The 19447-nt window shown below is 72.7% G+C and carries 6 protein-coding genes and 1 tRNA gene; 5 read left to right on the top strand and 2 right to left on the bottom strand.

Translation table 11 applies throughout. From position 1 onward, the window contains the following. Positions 1 to 55 precede the first annotated feature (55 nt). Positions 56 to 1210 (bottom strand): branched-chain amino acid ABC transporter substrate-binding protein, encoded by a 1155-nt coding sequence (locus ABT053_RS03425; protein WP_350967228.1) that lies wholly within the window; start codon positions 1208 to 1210, stop codon positions 56 to 58. 341 nt (positions 1211 to 1551) lie between these two features. Beyond that, positions 1552 to 2163, bottom strand: coding sequence for an ANTAR domain-containing response regulator (locus ABT053_RS03420; RefSeq protein WP_350967227.1), 612 nt, complete (start codon positions 2161 to 2163; stop codon positions 1552 to 1554). A 113-nt stretch (positions 2164 to 2276) separates the two neighbouring features. On the opposite strand from ABT053_RS03420, the gene ABT053_RS03415 reads away from it, so the two are divergent. The 5 genes from ABT053_RS03415 (at position 2277) to ABT053_RS03395 (ending at position 19095) form a co-directional block, all read left to right on the top strand. After that, positions 2277 to 2352: transfer RNA gene (locus ABT053_RS03415), tRNA-Leu, on the top strand. A gap of 290 nt (positions 2353 to 2642) precedes the next feature. After that, a complete protein-coding gene (locus tag ABT053_RS03410; protein WP_350967226.1) occupies positions 2643 to 3245 on the top strand; it encodes a GNAT family N-acetyltransferase in 603 nt (200 codons plus the stop codon). A 146-nt stretch (positions 3246 to 3391) separates the two neighbouring features. Further along, positions 3392 to 10261, top strand: coding sequence for a non-ribosomal peptide synthetase (locus tag ABT053_RS03405; RefSeq protein ID WP_350967225.1), 6870 nt, complete (start codon positions 3392 to 3394; stop codon positions 10259 to 10261). Then, a complete protein-coding gene (locus ABT053_RS03400; RefSeq protein WP_350967224.1) occupies positions 10262 to 13543 on the top strand; it encodes a non-ribosomal peptide synthetase in 3282 nt (1093 codons plus the stop codon). It begins immediately after the preceding gene. A 308-nt stretch (positions 13544 to 13851) separates the two neighbouring features. Beyond that, entirely contained in the window at positions 13852 to 19095 is a 5244-nt protein-coding gene (locus ABT053_RS03395; protein ID WP_350967223.1) for a non-ribosomal peptide synthetase, read from the top strand. Positions 19096 to 19447 lie beyond the last annotated feature (352 nt).

The raw sequence follows: 19447 nt of genomic DNA, 5'->3' as shown, positions 1-19447 counted from the left end.
GCGCCGCGGCGCCCCCGCCCTCGCGCGGCACGATGACCGGCAAGTCCAGGACGGACTAGCTGAGCGCCGCGTCCTTGGCGTCACCCACGGAGACGACCTGGCCGTCCTTTACCTGGTAGATGTAGACGCTGGTGTCGGCCACCTCACCCTTCTCGGTGAACTTGATCTGCTTGCCGAGACCCGTGAAGTCGGCCGTCTTGAGGTAGTTGTTGATGTCCTCGGTCGTGACCTTGCCCTCGCCGATCGCCTTGAGGAACGCGGTAGCCGCGTCGTACCCCTCGGTGGCATAGATCTCGGGGAGCTGACCCGAGAACTTCGATTTGAAAGTCTCGGTGAACTTCTTGGAGTTGGCGTCGGCTTCCGCCCACGCGTAGGCGATCTTGCACGGGCAGGAGAGCAGAGTCCCCTCGGCCTGCTCGGTGCCAGCGCCCTCGATGAGGTTGGTGTGCAGCGAACCGTCACCGGACATGACCCGGGCCTTCACGCCCTTGTCCCGAAGCTGCTTGATCAGCGGGCCGGCCTGGGCGTAGTAACCACCGAAGAAGATGAAGTCGGGGTTGAACGCCGCGACCTTGTTAACCGTGGAGGAGAAGTCCGTCGCGGTGGCCTCGAACGAGTCACCCTGGACCTCGCTCTTGCCCTGGAGCGCCTTGGTGACGGCCTGGGCGAGGCCCTGACCATACGGCGACTTGTCGTCGATGACGAACGCCTTCTTCGGAGCTACGGCGCGCGCCACGAACTCCGCGGCGGCCGGCCCCTGAACATCGTCATTGGCGACGACACGGTGCCAGTACTTCATCCCCGCGTCGGCCAGCGCCGTACGGGTCGCCGACGGCGAGATGTTCGGGACCTTGGCCTCTTCCAGGATCGGCTGCACCTGCTGCGACTCACCGGAGAACGCCGGGCCGATGATGCCGACGACCTTGTCCTGCTGGATGGCGGTCTTGGCGAGGTTGGCCGCGGTGCTCGGGTCGGCCTTCGAGTCATAGGGAATGAGTTCAACCTTGACCTTGGGGTTGGTCGCGTTGTACTCGTCGATCGCAAGCTGCGCGCCGTTCCTCGGCGGAATGACGATGGCGGCGTTGTCGCCGGTCAGGTCGCCGATGAAACCGATCTTCAAAGTGGTCGGAGCCGCGGCCGTGTTGCCGCCTTCCGCCGTGGTCCCGGTGCCGCTCTCGCCGCAGGCGGCGAGGACAAGGGAGAGCGCCACACCGGCGGCAAGCACTCCACCGAGGCGTGCAGTCTTAGGCCGCAAGGTTGCCTTCCTTTCGCCCGGCCCTTCGTCAGGACCGAGTTCACAGAGCTCTTCCCTGGCGGGTGGCCAGGGGTTGTGTCGGTTAGTACAGCTAGCGGATGTCACGGGTCGATACAGGACGGCCCACCGTTACCGCTTCGTTATAACACCGATCCTTTTCGGCTATCAGATACAAAAGCCGTGGTCACTGGCAACCTTACGGCCTCCACAGGGATCACTTCGACCGCCCGGGAGCCCGCGCCGCGCCCTCGGAACGCACCCCGTAGGCACGGCCCCCAAGGAGCCAAGGACCCCGATCAGCCCTCCGGGGCCTCCGGGGCCTCTACCTCGGGCTCCGCCCCGTCCGCGACCACGATCTGCGCCACCTGCCGCATGCTCAGCCGGCGGTCCATCGAGGCCTTCTGGATCCAGCGGAACGCCTGCGGCTCGCTCCACCCGTGCCGCTCCATCAGCAGGCCCTTGGCCCGCTCCACCAGCTTGCGCGTCTCCAGCCGCTCCGAGAGCGTCCCGACCTCCCGCTCCAGCGCGGCGATCTCCTGGTGCCTGCTGACCGCCATCTCGATCGCCGGGACCAGGTCCGACTTCGTGAACGGCTTCACCAGGTACGCCATCGCGCCGGCGTCCCTCGCCCGCTCGACCAGGTCGCGCTGCGAGAAGGCCGTGAGGATGAGACACGGCGCGATCCGCTGCGACACGATCTGCTCGGCCGCCGAGATCCCGTCCAGGATGGGCATCTTCACATCCAGGATCACCAGATCCGGCCGCTGCTCCATCGCCAGCTTGACCGCGGACTCCCCGTCCCCGGCCTCCGCGACGACCGCATACCCCTCCTCCTCCAGCATCTCCTTGAGGTCGAGGCGGATCAGCGCCTCGTCTTCCGCGATCACCACTCGCCGCTGCGTACTCACGAGCAAGAGAGTACCGACGTCCGCTAGATTGGGACCACGCCGGTGCCCGAGAGTGATCTACTTCTAGGTAAGCTCTTACCCGGCGCCCAAGATCCGGACAAATGACGGAAAACGCCCCGATAGACCAACGGCAGAGTCGATGGATTCAAAATCCATTCAGTGTGGGTTCGAATCCCACTCGGGGCACCATCCTTCGAGCCGATCGGTCCGGGATCGGCTGATCTAGGCGCCTTCCGCCGTCTCCCGCCATCTCCCGCACGACATGTACGCGACCGGTGGCCCCGCGCGTCCTCGCGCATTCCTGTGAAACCGTCGGCCGTGCTCCCCGTACCCGGCCCCGTGGACCGACGTGGACCGACGTGGACCGGCAGGTGGCCGAAGCTTGTGGTGACTCCGGACACCAAGGCACGAATGGCGGCTCCGCGAGCGGAGTAGGTTGCTCGGAAGTGGCGTGAAGCGGGGTATCGGGAGGTGGCGGCGTGGGAGCTGCGGGCGACGGCCGGACGGAGCGGGGCGATCTCGGTGTCGGGCGGGTGTGCCTTCCCGAGCGGGTGAGGCTGAGCGGGCACGGGGTGGTGCTGCGCGAGTGGGAGGACGGCGACCTGCCGGCCATGGTGGGGCTGTTCGACGACCCCGAGGTCGCGTACTGGACGCCGCTGGCCTCGCCGTTCGACCCGGAGGCGGCGCGGGTCTACCTGGAGCGGGCCCGGCGGCGGCGGGCGGCCGGGGAGCGGGTGCAGCTGGCGATCACCGTGGACGGGGGCGAGCCCGCGGGCGAGGTGCTGCTGATGCTGAGCGGGCTGGGCCTGGACGTCGCGGAGATCGGCTACGGGCTGGGAGCCGCCTACCGGGGGCGGGGGCTGGCCTCCGGCGCGGTGCGGGTGATGACGGAGTTCGCCAGGAAGACGGTGGGGGTGTCCCGGCTACTGCTGGAGATCGAGGCCGGCAACGCGGCGAGCGTGGCGGTGGCCCGCGCGGCGGGATACCGCCTGACGGACGCGCCGCCCGTCCCCTCTGAGGAGAAGGGACGGTCGATGGTGTTGCGGACGTGGGAGTACGAGGAGGCCGATACTCGCGGGTAATCGGGGTGTGTTGTTGATCTCGACTCGGTCAGACAGATATGTATGAATGTCATTAATCCTGATGAAAGGTAAGCGGTCCAGGAGACACCTGGCGCGTTCCCCGGCCGCGGAGCGCGTCTCAGCCCCCTGCCGAAAGTGAGACACGTGTGACGTCCTCGCCTGGCCAGTCCCTAAGCAGCACACAGCTTTCCGACGCCAAGCGAGCACTGCTGGAGAAACGGCTGCGCCGTCGCGTGCCGGATCCGGTGTTCACGATCCCCCGGCGACCGCCGGGACGGGACGCTCCGCTGTCGTTCGGGCAGGAGCGGCTGTGGTTCATGGACCAGTTCGCTCCCGGCACCGCCGCGTACACGATCCCGATGACGTTGCGGCTGACCGGACCGCTGGACGTCGCGGCGCTGGAGCGGGCGATCGGGACGGTGGTCGCCAGGCACGAGAGCCTGCGGACGCGCTTCCCCGCCGACGAGGACGGGCGTCCGACGGCGGTGGTGGAGGAGCGGGTCGAGGTTCCGCTGGAGAGGGCGGAGGCGGACGGCGAGCGGTCGGCGATACGGCTGGTGAGCGACGCGGCGGCGCTGCCGTTCGACCTGGCGCGGGGACCGCTGCTGCGGACGCTGCTGGTACGGGTGGGCGGCGGGAGCCCCAGGGACGTCGTGGATGCCGGGCGTGCCGGGGACACCGGGAGCGCCGAGGATCATGTGTTGCTGGTGGCGCTGCACCACATCTGCGGTGACGGCTGGTCCACCGACATCCTCGCCGAGGAGCTGGGGGCCTGTTACGCGGGGACGGAGCTTCCCGAGCCGCCGGTGCAGTACGGCGACTACGCGCTGTGGCAGCGGGACCGGCCCGTCTCCGAGGCCGGTCTGTCGTACTGGCGCTCGCGGCTGGCCGGGGTGGTCCCGCTGGAGCTGCCCCTGGACGGGCGGCGCCGGGGCGAGCAGACGTTCGCGGGGGCCTCGCACGGTTTCGACATGGGACGGGACCTGCTGGAGGGGCTGACGCGGCTGGCGCGCGAGTCCGGCACGACCCTCTACATGGTGTTGCTGGCGGCGTACCAGGTGCTGCTGGGCCGGTACGCGCGCCAGGACGACTTCGCGGTCGGCTCCCCGGTGGGCGGGCGTCCCCGGCGGGAGCTGGAGGGCGCGATCGGCATGTTCGTGAACGTGCTGGCGATGCGCGCGGACCTGTCGGGCGACCCGGGGTTCCTGGAGTTGCTGGAGCGGGTCAGGCGGACCACGACGGAGGCGTACGAGCACCAGGAGCTGCCGTTCGAGCAGCTGGTCGGCGAGCTGGGCATCGAGCGGGACGTGAGCAGGTCGCCGGTGTTCCAGGCGGTCTTCGCGCTGCAGAGCTATGGGCGCAGGGAGGGGACGCGCTGGCCCGGCCTGTCGGTGGAGCCGTGCCTGTTCGAGGCGAGGGCGACGCGTTTCGACCTGGAGCTGTTCCTGAGCGAGCAGCCGGACGGGATGGGCGGGCTGTTCGTCTACAACCGCGACCTGTTCGACGCGGCCACGGTCGAGGGGATGGCCGCGCAGCTGGAGACGCTGCTGCGGGCGGTGGTGGCGGCCCCGGCCGCGCGGATCTCGGAGCTGGACGTCCTTCCCGCCGGGGAGCGGGAGCGGGTGCTGGCGTGCGCGGCGGGTCCCGGCGAGCCGTACGCGGACGGGGCGACGCTGGGCGGGATGTTCGAGGCGCAGGTGGCGAGGACACCTCGGGCGGTGGCGCTGGAGTTCGAGGACGAGCGCCTGACGTACGCGGAACTGGAGACGCGGGCCAACCGGCTCGCGCACCGGTTGCGGGGGCTGGGAGTGGGGCCGGGCGCCCTGGTGGCGGTGTGCGCGGAACGGTCGGTCGAGCTGGTGGTGGCGTTGCTGGGGGTGGTGAAGGCCGGGGGCGCGTACGTGCCGCTGGACCCGGAGTACCCGCCGGAGCGGCTCGCGTTCATGCTGGCCGACGCGGCGGCGCCGGTGCTGCTGGCGCAGCGGGCGGTGCTCGACGTGCTCCCCGAAGACCTGCGGGACACGGTCACGGGCGCGGGTGCGGTCACGGGCGCGGGCGCGGATCCGGGTGCGGATGCGGTCATGGGCGCGGGTGCGGTCATGGGCGCGGGTGCGGGTGCGGTCATGGGCGCGGCCGGGGAGGTGCCCCGGGGCGGCCGGGTGGTGACGGTGGTGCTGGACGATCCGCTGGACGGGCCGGACACTCCCCCGGAGCCGTCGGCGACGTCGGCCGACGCGGCATACATGATCTACACCTCCGGGTCGACGGGACGGCCCAAGGGGGTGCCCAACACGCACGGGGGCATCCGCAACCGGCTGGGCTGGATGCAGGACGTCTACGGGCTGACCGGCGACGACGTGGTGGTGCAGAAGACCCCGGCGGGCTTCGACGTGTCGGTGTGGGAGTTCTTCTGGCCGCTGGTGACGGGCGCGCGGCTGGTGCTCGCCCGTCCGGGCGGGCACCGGGACGCGGCGTACCTGCGGGACCTGATCGTGGACCGGGGGGTGACGACCGCGCACTTCGTCCCGTCGATGCTGGCGGCGTTCCTGGAGGAGGAGGGCGTCGAGGCGTGCGGGTCGCTGCGCCGGGTGGTGTGCAGCGGCGAGGAGCTCACCGCGCACGTGGCCGAGCGGTTCTTCGGGCGGCTGCCGGGGACGGGGCTGTTCAACCTGTACGGGCCGACGGAGGCCGCGATCGACGTGAGCCTGTGGCGGTGCCGCCCGGGTGACGCGACGGTGCCGATCGGGCACCCGGTGGAGAACACCTCGCTGTACGTGCTGGACCGGCACCTGCGGCCGGTGCCCTTCGGGGTCCCCGGCGAGCTGCACATCGGCGGGGCGCAGGTGGCGATGGGCTACCACGCCCGGCCGGGACTGACGGCGGAGCGGTTCGTGCCCGACCCGTTCGGGACGGCCGGGGCGCGCCTGTACCGGACGGGTGACCTGGTACGGCTCCGCCGCGACGGCGCGATCGAGTTCCTGGGGCGGATCGACCACCAGGTGAAGATCCGCGGGCAGCGGATCGAGCTGGGCGAGATCGAGGCGGTGCTGCGCGGGCTCGCGGGGGTGCGCGAGGCGGTGGTGACGGTCCGGGAGGACGGCGCGCCGGGCGACAGGCGGCTGGTCGCGTACGTGGTCCCCGCGGACACCGGCACGAACACGGGCACGACGCCGGGCGCGAACACGGGCGCGAACACGGGCGCGAACGGGAACGGGAACGCGGCCGGGAACGGAAACGCGCGCGCGGCCGGGAACGCGCTCGACGGGGCGGAGCTGCGGCGGGCGTCGAAGGTGACGCTGCCCGACCACATGGTGCCGTCGGCGTTCGTGGTACTGGACGCGCTGCCGCTGAGCCCGAATGGCAAGCTGGACCGCAAGGCGCTGCCCGCGCCGGAGCGGCGGAGCGCCGAGGCGGCCGGGCCGGGGGCCGAGCCCCGGACGCCGGTGGAGCGGGCGATCGCCGAGATCTGGCGGGAGCTGCTGGAGGTGGAGTCGGTCGGCGCCGACGGCGACTTCTTCGAGCTGGGCGGCCACTCGCTGGTCGCGATCCAGGCGGTGGCGCGGATGCGCAAGGCGCTGCCGGTGGTCGGGGGGCGCGCGGTCGGGGTGATGGACCTGTTCAAGCACCCCACGGTGCGCGAGCTGGCGGCCCTGGTGGAGCGGCCCGCGGGTCCCGCGGGGCCGAGGAGCCTGCTGTACGAGCTGACCAGGCCGGGGCCCGCGCTGATGACGTACGTGTGCATCCCGTACGGCGGCGGCAGCCCGCTGATCTTCCAGCCGCTGGCCGACGCGCTGCCCGACGGGTGCTCGCTGCACGCGCTCGCCTTCCCCGGCCACGACCCCGGGTTGCCGGACGAGGAGACCAGGCCGATCGACGAGGTCGCGGACCTGTGCGTGACCGAGATCCTGGAGAACGTCGAGGGCCCCCTCGCCCTGTACGGGCACTGCGGCATCGGCGGCGCGCTGGTGGTGGAGGTGGCGCGCCGTCTGGAGGAGCGGGGCCGCGCGCTGGAGGCGGTGTACATCGGGGCGATCTTCCCGTTCGCCAGGCCCCGGGGCCGGATCGCCGGGCCGCTGGCGCGGCTGACGCGCTACGACCGGCTGCGCGGCGACCGGGTGTACGAGAACCGGATGAAGTCGATGGGCACCGACATCTCGGGGCTGGACGACGAGCAGGTCCGGTTCATGGTGCGCAACCAGCGGCGCGACACCCTGATCGCGGAGGAGATCTTCACGCGGGTGCTGGCCGAACGCGTGGAGCGGCTGCGGGCGCCGGTCATCTCGGTGGTGGGCGAGCAGGACCCGACGACCGATTACTACCAGGAGCGCTACCGGGAGTGGCACTTCCTGAGTGACACGACGGCGCTGGTGATCCTGGACGAGGCAGGCCACTATTTCCTGAAATATCGGGCTGCTGAGCTGTCGGAGATCCTCACCAACACGCACATCGCGATGGGGTACGGCGCGGCGGGCACGCTCGACCGGCCCTCGCGGGGCCCGGGGGCGGGCTGGTGGGTCGAGGAGGTCTCCGTCGACTCCCCCGCTCCGGATCTCGCGGAGGAGGCCTCCGCTCCGGACCTCGTAGAGAAGGCCTCCGCCCCGGACCTCGCGAAGGAGGCCTCCGCTCCGGGCCTCGCGAAAAAGGCTCCCGCTCCCGGGCGGCCCCCCGTACGGAATAAACCCGCTAAAACCGGGACGAAAATCAAGGCGCCGCCGCCCAGTCTGCGGCGGTTCCTGGTGGTGGCGGCGTTCCAGCTGGTGTCGATGGTGGGCACCGCGATCACGGACTTCGCGATCCCGGTGTGGATCTACCTGACCACCGGGTCGCTGGTGGACTTCGCCCTGTTCGTGGCGTTGTCGATCATGCCGGGGGTGCTGATCGCGCCGCTGGCCGGGGCGATCGTGGACCGGTCGAGCCGCCGCTCGATGATGATCCTCGGCAACTGCATGGCCGGTGGCACGCAGCTCGTCCTGGGCGCCCTGTTCTGGACGGACACGCTGCAGATCTGGCACATCTACCCGCTGACCGCGTGCCTGTCGATCGCGCTGATCTTCCAGCGGCTGGGCTTCACCACCGCGCTCCCCCAGCTCGTCCCCAAGGAGTACATGGGACACGCGGCCGGGGTGGTGCAGATGGTGATCGGCACCGCGCAGTTCGCGGCGCCGCTGGTGGCCGTCGCGCTGCTCTCCACGATCGGCCTGGGCGGCATCCTCGTGGTCGACGTGGCGAGCTTCGCGCTCGTGCTGGGCGCCCTGCTGCTGATCCGCTTCCCGGACACGATGGCGCACTCGCCCAGGGAGCCCCTGTCGAAGGAGATCAGGCAGGGGCTGCGGATGTCGATCGGCAACCGGCACCTGCGGGCGGCGATGATCTACTTCGCGACGCTCAACGTGATGCTCGCGGCGCTGCTGCTCTCGATAACCCCGCTGGTGCTGTCGTTCTCCACGCTGACCGTCGCCGGGCAGATCTCCTTCGTCGGCGGCCTGGGCGGGACGCTGGGCGGCATGGTGATCGCGCTGTGGGGCGGGCCGAGACGGCGGCGGATGCGCGGGGTGATGCTGGCGACGCTGGGGCTGTCGGTGTTCGCGGTGATCACCGGGTTGCAGCCCACCGCGTGGGTGGTGGGGATCGGGGCGTTCGGCCTGTGGGGCTGCCTGTCGATCGTGAACGGCACCTTCCTGACGATCATCCACACGAAGGTGCCGCAGCGCTTCCACGGCCGCGTGCAGTCGCTCAACCAGATGGTGTCGTGGTCGACGCTGCCGATCGGCATGGCGGTGGTCGCGCCGCTCGGCGAGCGGCTGCTCAACCCGCTGCTGGTCGAGGGCGGCGCGCTGGCGCCGACGGTGGGCGCGGTGATCGGTGTCGGTCCGGGCCGGGGCGTGGCGCTCATGTACATCGTGCTGGGCCTGGGCATCGCGGCGCACGTGCTGATCTCGATGCGCACGCGGGTGCTGTCGCGGTTCGACGACGAGATGCCGGACGCCCCCGCCGACGACCTGGTCGGGGCCCAGATCCTGCGGGAGCGGGCGGGCAACCGGGTGAGCGTGTCCTGGACCGCCCCCGCGTTCGCCAAGGCGATCACGATGCCGCTGCCTCTGGAGCGCGCGAAGGCGGTGCTGCGCACCCCGTACCCGGACGCGGAGGTGCGGGAGGTGGTGCTGCGCACCGGCGGGGAGATCAGCGCGGTGTACGAGGTGAGGTGCGCCGACCGCGAGCTCATCGTGAAGATCTACCCGGACGTGCTGGCGGCGCGGCTGCACAAGGAGGCGCGCGTCTACGAGCTGCTGCGCGGCAGCGGCGCCTCCTGTCCCGAGATGGTGCACTGGGACGTCTCGCGGCGCGACCTGCCGCACGCGTACGCGGTGATGACGAAGGTGCCGGGGCGCCCGCTGTCGGAGGTCTCCGGCGGGCTCTCTGCCGGGGAGGTCGCGGGCCTGTACCGGGAGATGGGCCGGACGCTGCGGGCGGTGCACGGGGTGCGGGTGGAGAGGTTCGGGCCGATCGACGGGCCGCAGGAGGGCTCCAACGAGGCGTACGTGGGCGGGCAGCTGGACCTGAGGCTGGCGCAGTTCACCGAGTTCGGCGGGGACGCGGAGCTGCACGCGGAGCTCTCCGCGTACGTCGCGCGCCACCGCCACCTGGTGGCGCGCTGCGACTCCCCCGTGCTGTGCCACAACGACTTCCACGAGCGCAACGTCATGGTCGCCGGGGAGGACGGGCCCGGGAGCCCGCTGCGGATGACCGGGGTGATCGACATGGAGAACGCGCTGGGCGGCGACCCGCTGATGGACCTGGCGCGGACCGACTACTTCGCGGTCAGGGGTGACGCGGAACGGCGGCGGTACCTGCTGGAGGGGTACGGCGACCTGCCGGACGACTGGCCGGAGCGCCTGGCCTTCTACCGGCTCTGCCACGCCCTGGAGCAGTGGCACTGGCTGGCCACCCTGGGCGAGACGGACGCCCTGCCCGTGATCGCTGAACAGCTCCGCGAGTGCCTGAAGGAGAACGCGTAAATGGACGTCTTTCCCGCTTCGTTCGCCCAGGAGCGGATCTGGTTCCTGCACGAGCTCCTGCCGGACCTGCCCGTCTACAACATCCCCGTCCGCTTGGAGGCGACCGCTCTGCGGCCGATCGACCCCGGCCTGCTGGAGCGGGCGCTGGAGGTGCTCGCGGGCAGGCACGAGTCGATGCGGACGGCGTTCGAGCTGCGCGACGAGCGGGTGGTGCAGACGATCGCGGGCCGGGTGCCGGTCTCGGTGGCGAGGACCGACCTGTCCGGGCTGCCCCCCGAGGCGGCGGAGAAGGAGTTCGAGCGGGTCGCGGCCGAGGAGGCCCGCAGGCCGTTCCGGATGGACAGCGCCCCGCTCTGGCGGGTGCGGCTGGTCACGCTGGGCGGCGGGGAGGAACGGCTGCTGCTGGTCCTGCACCACACGGTCTTCGACGCCTGGTCGGCCGGAATCCTGTGGCGGGAGCTGAGCGAGGTCTACCGGGCGCTGCGCGAGGGCCGCGAGCCCGCGCTGCCCGAGCTCGCGATCCAGTACGCCGACTACGCGGTCTGGCAGCGCGACCGGCTGGGCGGCGGCGAGCTGGACGGCGACCTGGCCTACTGGCGGGAGCGGCTGCGCGGGAGCGTCCCGCTGGAGCTGCCGTCCGACCGGCCGCGCCCGGCGGAGATGAGCTACCTGGGCGCGGTGCTGGACTTCGCGGTGCCCGAGGAGCTGACCGGGCGGGTGGCCGCGCTGGCGAGGCTGCGGGGCACCACGCCGTTCACGGTGCTGCTCACGGCGTTCTCGGTGCTGCTGGCGCGCTGGAGCGGGCGGACCGACGTCGTGGTGGGCTCCCCCGTCGCCGGGCGGGAGCTGCCGGAGCTGGACGCGCTGATCGGCATGTTCGTCAACACCCTGCCGCTCCGTACCGACCTGGGCGGCGACCCCGCGTTCGGCGAGGCGCTGGACCGGGTCCGCACGACCGTGCTGGAGGCGTTCGACCACCAGAACGTGCCGTTCGCGAAGCTGGTGGAGGCGGTGAGCCCGCCCCGCGACCCCGGCAGGACGCCGCTGTTCCAGGTGGGGTTCAACCAGATCGCGGTGGACGGGCGCGGCCGGTACGGCAACGGCACCTCCAAGGCCGACCTCACCATGGAGCTGCACAACCCGGACGGCAGGATGGAGGGCTGGGTCGAGTACAGCACGGACCTGTTCGACGAGGACACGATCCGCCGCCTGGTGTCGGCGTACCTGACGGTGCTCGGCGCGGCCGTCGACGCCCCGGAGACGCCGATCTCCCGGCTGCCGCTGATGGACGGGCCGGAGCGGGCCCGGCTGCTCGCCTCCTGGCACGGCCCCGAGGCCTCCTACCCCGAACGCTGCCTGCACGAGCTGATCGCCGGGCGGGCGGAGCTGACGCCGGACGCCCCGGCGGTCGTCTCCGCCGAGGGGACGCTCACCTACGGGCGGCTGGAGGAGCGGGCCGGCGCGCTGGCCCGGCGGCTGCGCGAGCGCGGGGTGGGGGCCGAGACGCCGGTCGCGGTGTGCCTGCCGAGGAGCGCGGAGCTGATCGTGGCGCTGCTGGCGGTGCTGAAGACGGGCGGCTGCTACGTGCCGCTGGATCCGGAGTACCCGGCGGAGCGGCTGGGGTTCATGCTGTCCGACTCGGGCAGCCCGCTGCTGCTGACCCGCTCGACGCTGGTGGACCGGCTGCCGCCGGACCACCCCCCGGCGATCCTGCTGGACGCGCTGCCGGCGAACGGGACGAATGGGACGCCGGAGTTCGTCCCCGGCCCGGTCTCCCCCGACTCCCCGGCGTACGTCATCTACACCTCGGGGTCGACGGGGGTGCCCAAGGGGGTGGTGGTGCCGCACCGCGGGGTGGTGAACCTGGTCACCGGGCTCGGGTTCACCGAGCGGGAGCGGATGCTGCTGCTGACCTCGCTGTCGTTCGACATCGCGGCGCTGGAGATCTTCGGCCCGCTCACGGCGGGCGGCGCGGTGGTGCTGGCTCCCCCGTACGGCAACGGCGGGCTGGGCGAGCTGGTGGCGGAGGCGGGGGTGACGACGGTGCAGGCGCCGCCGTCGGTGCTGGAGGAGATCCTGGAGCGGCTGCCCGCCGGGCTGCCGCGCGTGTTCAGCGGCGGGGAGCCGCTGCCGGTGTCGCTGGCCAGGCGGATCCACCGGGTCGCCGGTGAGCTGTGGAACCTCTACGGGCCCACGGAGACGACGATCTGGTCGCTGGCGCACCGGGTGCCGGAGGGCGTGGGGTCGATGTCGATCGGGATGCCGGTCGCGAACACCACCGCGTACGTGCTGGACGAGGCGATGGAGCCGGTTCCGGCCGGGGTCGCCGGGGAGCTGTTCCTGGGCGGTGACGGGGTCGCCCGCGGCTACCGGGGACGGCCGGGCCTGACGGCCGAGCGGTTCGTCCCCGACCCGTTCGGCCGGGGCGGGCGTCTCTACCGGACGGGCGACCTGGTCCGGCGGCTGCCCGACGGGACGCTGGAGTTCCTCGGGCGCGCGGACGAGCAGGTGAAGGTGCGAGGGGTGCGGATCGAGCTGGGCGAGGTGGAGGCGGCGCTGGCGGCGCACCCGGGCGTGCGGCGGGCGGTCGCCGCGGTCAGGGACGACGCACCCGGCGGGCGGGCACTGGTCGCGTACGTGGACACGGGCGCGGGTGCGGATGCGGGCGCGGGTGTGGGCGTGGGTGTGGATGCGGGTGCGGGAACGGGCTCGGAGACGGTGACCGGAAAGACGGCGGCCGGGGAGACAGCGGCCGGGGAGACGGCGGCCGGGGAGACAGCGGCCGCAGAGACGGCGGCCGGGGAGGTGACGGCCGGGGAGCTGCGGGCGTTCCTGGCGTCGCGGCTGCCCGCCACGATGGTGCCGAGCCTCTTCGTGCCGGTGCGGGACTTCCCCCGGCTGCCCAACGGCAAGCTCGATCGCGCCTCGCTGCCCTCCCCCGCCGAGGAGGAGACCCGGGCGGCGCCCGCCGGGCCGGTCACCGCGAGTGAGGAGCTGGTGCACGAGATCTGGTGCGAGGTGCTGGGCAGGAACGGCATCGGGATCGACGACGACTTCTTCGACGTCGGCGGGCACTCGCTGCTCGGTACCAAGGTCGTCGCCAGGATCTGCTCGGCCGTGGGCGTCGACCTGCCGCTCAACGCCCTGTTCACCACGCGCTCGGTCCGCGGGCTGGCGCTGGTGGTGGAGGAGTGCCTGGCCGCGGAGATCGACCGGCTCACGGACGAGGAGGCCGAGCGGATCGCCGGAGAGTACGACCGAAATGACAGCGCGGTGAACTAAGACCGAAATTGGCATTTTGGACACTTGCTCTTGGTAGCCTCCGGCCACATTCGGTGTCCACAGAGTGAGACGACTTGCGACGCAGGGAAGCGGCAGGTCACCTTCCGTTCACGATATCGCCGTGAACTGCGGCGATGTCGGAGCGTGAGAACGACCGACGATCTTCCCGTGCGGCCGAAACCGGCATTCCGACACACGTTTAACTTTCAATCCTTGACTGCCGATGGCACAAATAATAGGAATGATCTGGCTTATCGCTTGTGAATACTTGACAGGGCATAAACCCTGTTTAGGGCTATGGGGGGTGAATGCTCGAAGCGATGCGGGGGGACTCGTCGTCCGCCTCGTTGCACGGTCCGTCGTCAACTCCACCGGCGCCGCCGACGGCCCCCGCTCCCGCCGCCTGGACGGCCGGACCATCCCACATCGCCCCGGACGCGCTGCTGTGCGATCTCGTCGCCGACCAGGCGGCGCGGACGCCCTCCGCGCCGGCGGTCCGACAGTGGGGGAACAGCCTCACCTACCGCGAGCTGATCGGCGCCGCCACCGCGCTTGCGCTGCGGCTACGCGCTCTCGGGGTGGGTCCCGAGGACCGGGTCGGGCTCTGTGCCAGGCGCACGCCGCTGATGACCGTCGCCGTCCTCGGCATCATGATGGCGGGCGGCGCGTACGTCCCCCTCGACCCGGCGCACCCGCGCAGGCGACTTGACGAGGTGCTCGACGACGCGAGCGTCGCGGTAGTCGTGGCCGACGGTCACGGCCGCATGCTGCTGGACGGGTGCGGGCGTCCCCTGGTCGAGCCGGAAACGGGCTCCGCGACCGGAACCGTGTCCGAAACCCACGCCGGAACCGCCACCGGAATCCCGGCCGGGAGCGTGACCGAAATCGCGGCGGAGCACACCGGCGGGATCGCCGGCGAGGTCGTCGGCGGCCCTGCGCTGCCGGGGAACGCCGCCTACGTCCTGTACACGTCCGGATCGACCGGCCGGCCCAAGGGCGTCGTCGTGAGCCACGCGTCCGCGGTCGCGTTCGCCTCGGCCGCGGCGGCCCACTTCGGCCTGGACGGCACCTGCCGGTCGATCGCGTTCTCCGCGCTCGGGTTCGACGTCTCGGTGCTCGACATGCTCGCGCCGCTCACCGTGGGCGGCTGCGTGCAGCTGGTGCCGGACGAGGACAGGACCGACCCGGCCCGCCTGCAGCGGTTCCTGGAGGCGCACGACGTCACCTGGGGGTTCGTCCCGCCCGCCCTGCTGCCGCTGGTCGACCCGGCCCGGCTGCCGCACCTGCGCGACCTGATCACGGCCGGTGAGCCGCCGGGCCCCGAGCAGGTGGCCCGCTGGTCGGCGCACACCCGCTTCCACAACTGGTACGGCCCCACGGAGACCACCGTCTGCGTGGTCGGCACCGAGCTGTCGGGGACCTGGGAGCGGTCGCTGCCGATCGGGTACCCCCTGCGCGGCTGCCGCGCGCACGTCCTGGACGAGGACATGCGCGAGTGCCCCGTCGGCGTCCCCGGCGAGCTGTACATCGGCGGGCCCCAGGTGAGCCGCGGCTACCTGGGCCTGCCCGGCATGACGGCCGAGAGGTTCGTCCCCGACCCGTTCGACGCCCTGCCCGGCTCGCTGCCCGGGGCGCGCCTCTACCGCACCGGCGACCACGTCGCCTGGCAGGAGGACGGCCGGATCGCCTTCATGGGACGGCTGGACCGTCAGGTGAAGATCCAGGGACAGCGGGTCGAGATCGGCGAGGTCGAGTCGGTGGTGCGGGCCCACCCCGAGGTGACGCAGGCGGTGGTCGACGCCCCCGGCGAGCTGGTCGCCTACGTCGCGCCGCTGGACGCGCCGGGGCTGGCGGCCCTGCGGGTGCACTGCGCCGGGCGGCTGCCGGTCTACATGCTGCCCACCCGCGTGGTGCGCGTCCCCTTCCTGCCGCTGAATGCCTCCGGCAAGGTCGACCTCGCCGCCCTGCGCGCGCTCCCCGGGGACGCCTCCGGGACGTCCGGGGACACTGACGGGGAGACGGCAGGGAACGGGGACGCGACCGGGGCCTCGGGACTGGCGGGGATCTGGGCGCGGGTGCTCGACGCCCCCGCCCCCGGCCCCGACGACGACTTCTTCGAGCGCGGCGGGCACTCGCTGCGGGCGATGCGCCTGGTGTCGGCCATCAGGGCGGAGCTCGGCCGGGACATCTCGGTCGAGGACGTCTACGCGGCCCGCACCTACGGCGCCCTCTCCTCCGGTGTCGAGAAGGCCCCCGCACGCTCCTCCGGTGTCGGGAACGCCCCCGCGCGGGACGCCTCGCCCTCGGAGGGCGCCGTGTCCGGCGAGCCTCCGTCGCTGTCGCCCGCGCAACGGCGCATGTGGTTCGTGGAACGGCTCGCCCCCGAGACCCCCGCGCACAACATCGCGATGGCCGAACGCGTACGCGGCCCGCTGGACCACGGCGCGCTGCGAAGCGCCCTGGAGTCCGTGGTCGCCGCGCACGAGACGCTGCGCTGGCGGATCGCCTCCCGCGACGGCGTGCCCCACGTAACGGTGGTCCCGCCCGGCGAGGTGCCGCTCCCGCTCGACGACCTCTCGGCGCTCCCCCACCCCGAGGCCGCGCTGGAGAAGGCGCTGGAGACGGAGGCTCGGACGCGGTTCGACCTGGCGCGCGACCCGCTGCTGCGGGCCAGGCTGATCCGGCTGGCCGAGGACGACCACGTGCTCGCGGTGACCGCGCACCACATCGTCTTCGACGGCTGGTCCCAGGACGTCTTCCACCGGGACCTGAGCGCCGCCTACCGCGGCGACCCGCAGGGCCCCGCGGGCGGGTCGTTCGCCGACTACGCGCGCTGGGCGAGGGAGCGCGCGGACGGCGACGGGGTCGAGTGGTGGCGCGAGCACCTGAGGGACGCCCCCATGGTGCTCGACCTGCCCAGGGACACCCCCCGCCCACCTGTGCAAACTTTTTTTGGAGCGCTCCGAACAGCGGAGATTGACGGCGAGACCGGAGACCGTGTCAGGAGGCTCGCGGTCCGGCTGGGGGTCACCCCGTACCCGGTGCTGCTGGCCGCGTTCGCGCAGCTGCTCGCCCGGCTGTCCGGGCAGCGGGACCTGCTCGTCGGCACCCCGTACGCCGACCGGGGGCACGTCGCGTTCGAGTCGCTGATCGGCATGTGCGTGCGGATGCTGCCGCTGCGGCTGCGCCAGGACCCCGAGGCGTCGTTCGAGGAGCACGTGACCCGCTGCCGCGACGAGCTCGCCGAGGTCGTCTCGCACGGCGACGTGCCGCTGGAGCGCGTCGTGGAGGCGCTGCGCGTCCCGCGCGACCTGGGGCGCAACCCGGTGACGCAGGTGCTGTTCAACATGTACAACTTCGCCGAGCCCAAGCTGGACCTGCCGGGCTGCGTGACCGAGCCGCTGCCCGCCGGGCTGCCGGGCGCGCTGTTCGACCTGACGATGTACGTCAGCGAGCGCGGTGACGGCGGCGACGGATATGTCCTGCAGCTCGTCTACAACCCCGACCTGTTCTCCGCCGCCAGGATGGACGCCCTGCTGGCCGGTTACGCGCACCTGCTGGGGGACCTGCTCGCCGATCCGGCGGGGGCGGCGGGCGGGGCCCGGCTGGCCCCGCAGGAGCCGCCCGCCGCGCTGCCGGTCTGGGACGGTCCCGGGCCGCTGGACACCCTGCACGGCGACGTCGTGGTGGAGGGCGCGGGGCGGGTCCTCGGGCACGCGGAGCTCACCGCGCTGCGCCACCGCACGACCTCGGCGCTGCGCGCGGCCGGGGTGGAGCCCGGCCAGGCGGTCGCGGTGCTCGCCGCGCGGGTCCCCGAGCTTCCCGGGCTGCTGCTGGGGGTGCTCGCCACCGGGGCCCGCTGGGTGATCCTCGACCCGACGCACCCGGCGCCGGTGCTGGCCCGCCAGGCCGCCGCCGCCGGGGCCGTGGCGGCGTTGCGCTGCCCGGGCGCGCCCCCGCTGCCGGGCCTCCCGGAGATCACACTCCCGGAGACCGGGCCGTCGGAGAACGGTCTCTCGGAGAACGAACCGTCAGAGAACGGGCTGTTAGAGAACGGGCCGGTCGGGACAGGGCTCTCGGAGACACTGCCGGACGGGACGGGGCTGTCGGAGACGGGGTCCCCCGAGACGGGGCTTCGGGAGAAGCGGACCGGCGCGGCGCCGTGGGAGCCGCATCCGGAGCGGGGATACCTGTCGCTCACCTCGGGGACCACCGGCGACCCCAAGCCGGTGGTGACCGGTGAGGGGCCGCTCGCGCACTTCGTCGCCTGGTACGCGGCGACCTTCGCGGTGACCCCGGCCGACCGCTTCGCCCTGCTGTCGGGCCTGGCGCACGACCCCGCGCTGCGCGACGTGTTCGTGCCGCTCGCCACCGGCGCCCGGCTGTGCGTGCCGGAACGGGAACTGCTCCGCGACCCCGTCCGGCTCGTCGCGTGGCTGCGCGAGCACCGCGTCACCGTACTGCACCTGACCCCGCAGCTGGCCAGGATGCTCTGCGGGACCGGCGCGGTGCTGCCCGGGGTCCGGCTGGCCGCGACCGGCGGCGACCGGCTCACCCACGCCGACGCCGCGCGGCTGCGCCGCCTGGTCCCGGCCGCCCGGCTGGTGGCCTTCTACGGCACCACCGAGACACCGCAGGCCCACGCCTGGCACGAGATCCCCGCCGGGGTGCGCGAGAGCGCGGAACCCGTCCCGGCGGGGCGCGGCATCGAGGGCAGCGAGCTGGTCGTGGTCGGCGAGCACGGCGGCCGGGCCGGGGTGGGCGAGCTGGGCGAGGTGGTCGTGCGCAGCGCCAACCTGGCGACCGGCTACCTCGACGCCGGGCTCACCCGGCTCCGCTTCACCGGGGACGCCTTCGCCACCGGCGACCTCGGCCGTCTCAACCCCGACGGGACGGTGACGATCGCCGGGCGGCGCGACGACCAGGTGAAGATCCGCGGCTTCCGGGTGGAGCTCGGGGAGGTGGAGGCGGCGCTGTCCGCCCACCCCGAGGTCCGCGCCGCCGCCGCGGTGGCCGACCGGGACGAGCGGCGCGAGACGGTGCTGCACGCCTACGCGGTGCCCCGCAGGCCCGGGCTGGCCGCGCCGAGGCTGCTCGACCACCTGCGCGCGGTACTGCCCGAGCACGCGGTGCCCGCCGAGGTGATCGTGGTCCCCACGCTGCCGCTCACCCCCAACGGCAAGGTCGACCGCGCCGCGCTGCGCCCGCCCGCGTCCCGGCCGGGGGGCGAGGCGGGCGGCGAGGTGTCCGGCCCGACCGAGCGGGCCGTGGCCGAGGTGTGGCGGGCCGTGCTCGGCGTGCCTCGGGTGGGCGCGGCCGACAACTTCTTCGAGATCGGCGGCCACTCGCTGGCGATCGCCGCCGTCCAGGCCCGCCTGGGCTCGGCCCTCGGCCGGGAGATCCCGATCGTGGACCTGTTCCGCCACCCGACTATCCGCGCGCTGGCCGCGCACCTCGACGGTGGAGGTCCGGCTCCCGGCCTCGACCGCGCCGCACGGCGGCTCGCCGTGCGGCGAGACCGCCTCAAGGACCGCTCAAGGAAGCCGAGCTGACAACCGCACAATCACCCGCACCCGAATCCGAGCCCAGACTCGGTCCCACCCCCGAACCCCCATCCGACCCCGAACCCGAGACCGGACCCGGCCCCGCAGCCGAATCCGAGCCCGACCCAGAACCCGCATCCGAACCCATCCCCGAACCCGAGACCGGAATCGGCCCCGCAGCCGAATTCGAGCCGGACCCCGGACCCGAGACCGGACCAGGCCCCGTGGCCGGGTCCGAGCCGGGTCCCGCACCCGTACCCGAACTCGTACCCGAACCGACAGCCGTCCCTCCCCCGGCCCTCGCGGCCGGACCGGCCCCCGTCCACCCCCTCGCGTCCGAGGCCGCACCGGCGACCGCACG

It is taken from the genome of Streptosporangium sp. NPDC002524, assembly GCF_040295985.1.
Classification (GTDB): Bacteria; Actinomycetota; Actinomycetes; order Streptosporangiales; family Streptosporangiaceae; genus Streptosporangium.
Note: the sequence above shows the minus strand (reverse complement) of the source record. Positions and strands in the feature narration are given on the sequence as shown.

What these genes read in the sequence shown, in the direction of transcription:
- ABT053_RS03395 (WP_350967223.1), top strand. Translation starts at nt 13,852, where the DNA reads ATGCTCGAAGCGATGCGGGGGGACTCGTCGTCCGCCTCGTTGCACGGT.
- ABT053_RS03400 (WP_350967224.1), top strand. Translation starts at nt 10,262, where the DNA reads ATGGACGTCTTTCCCGCTTCGTTCGCCCAGGAGCGGATCTGGTTCCTG.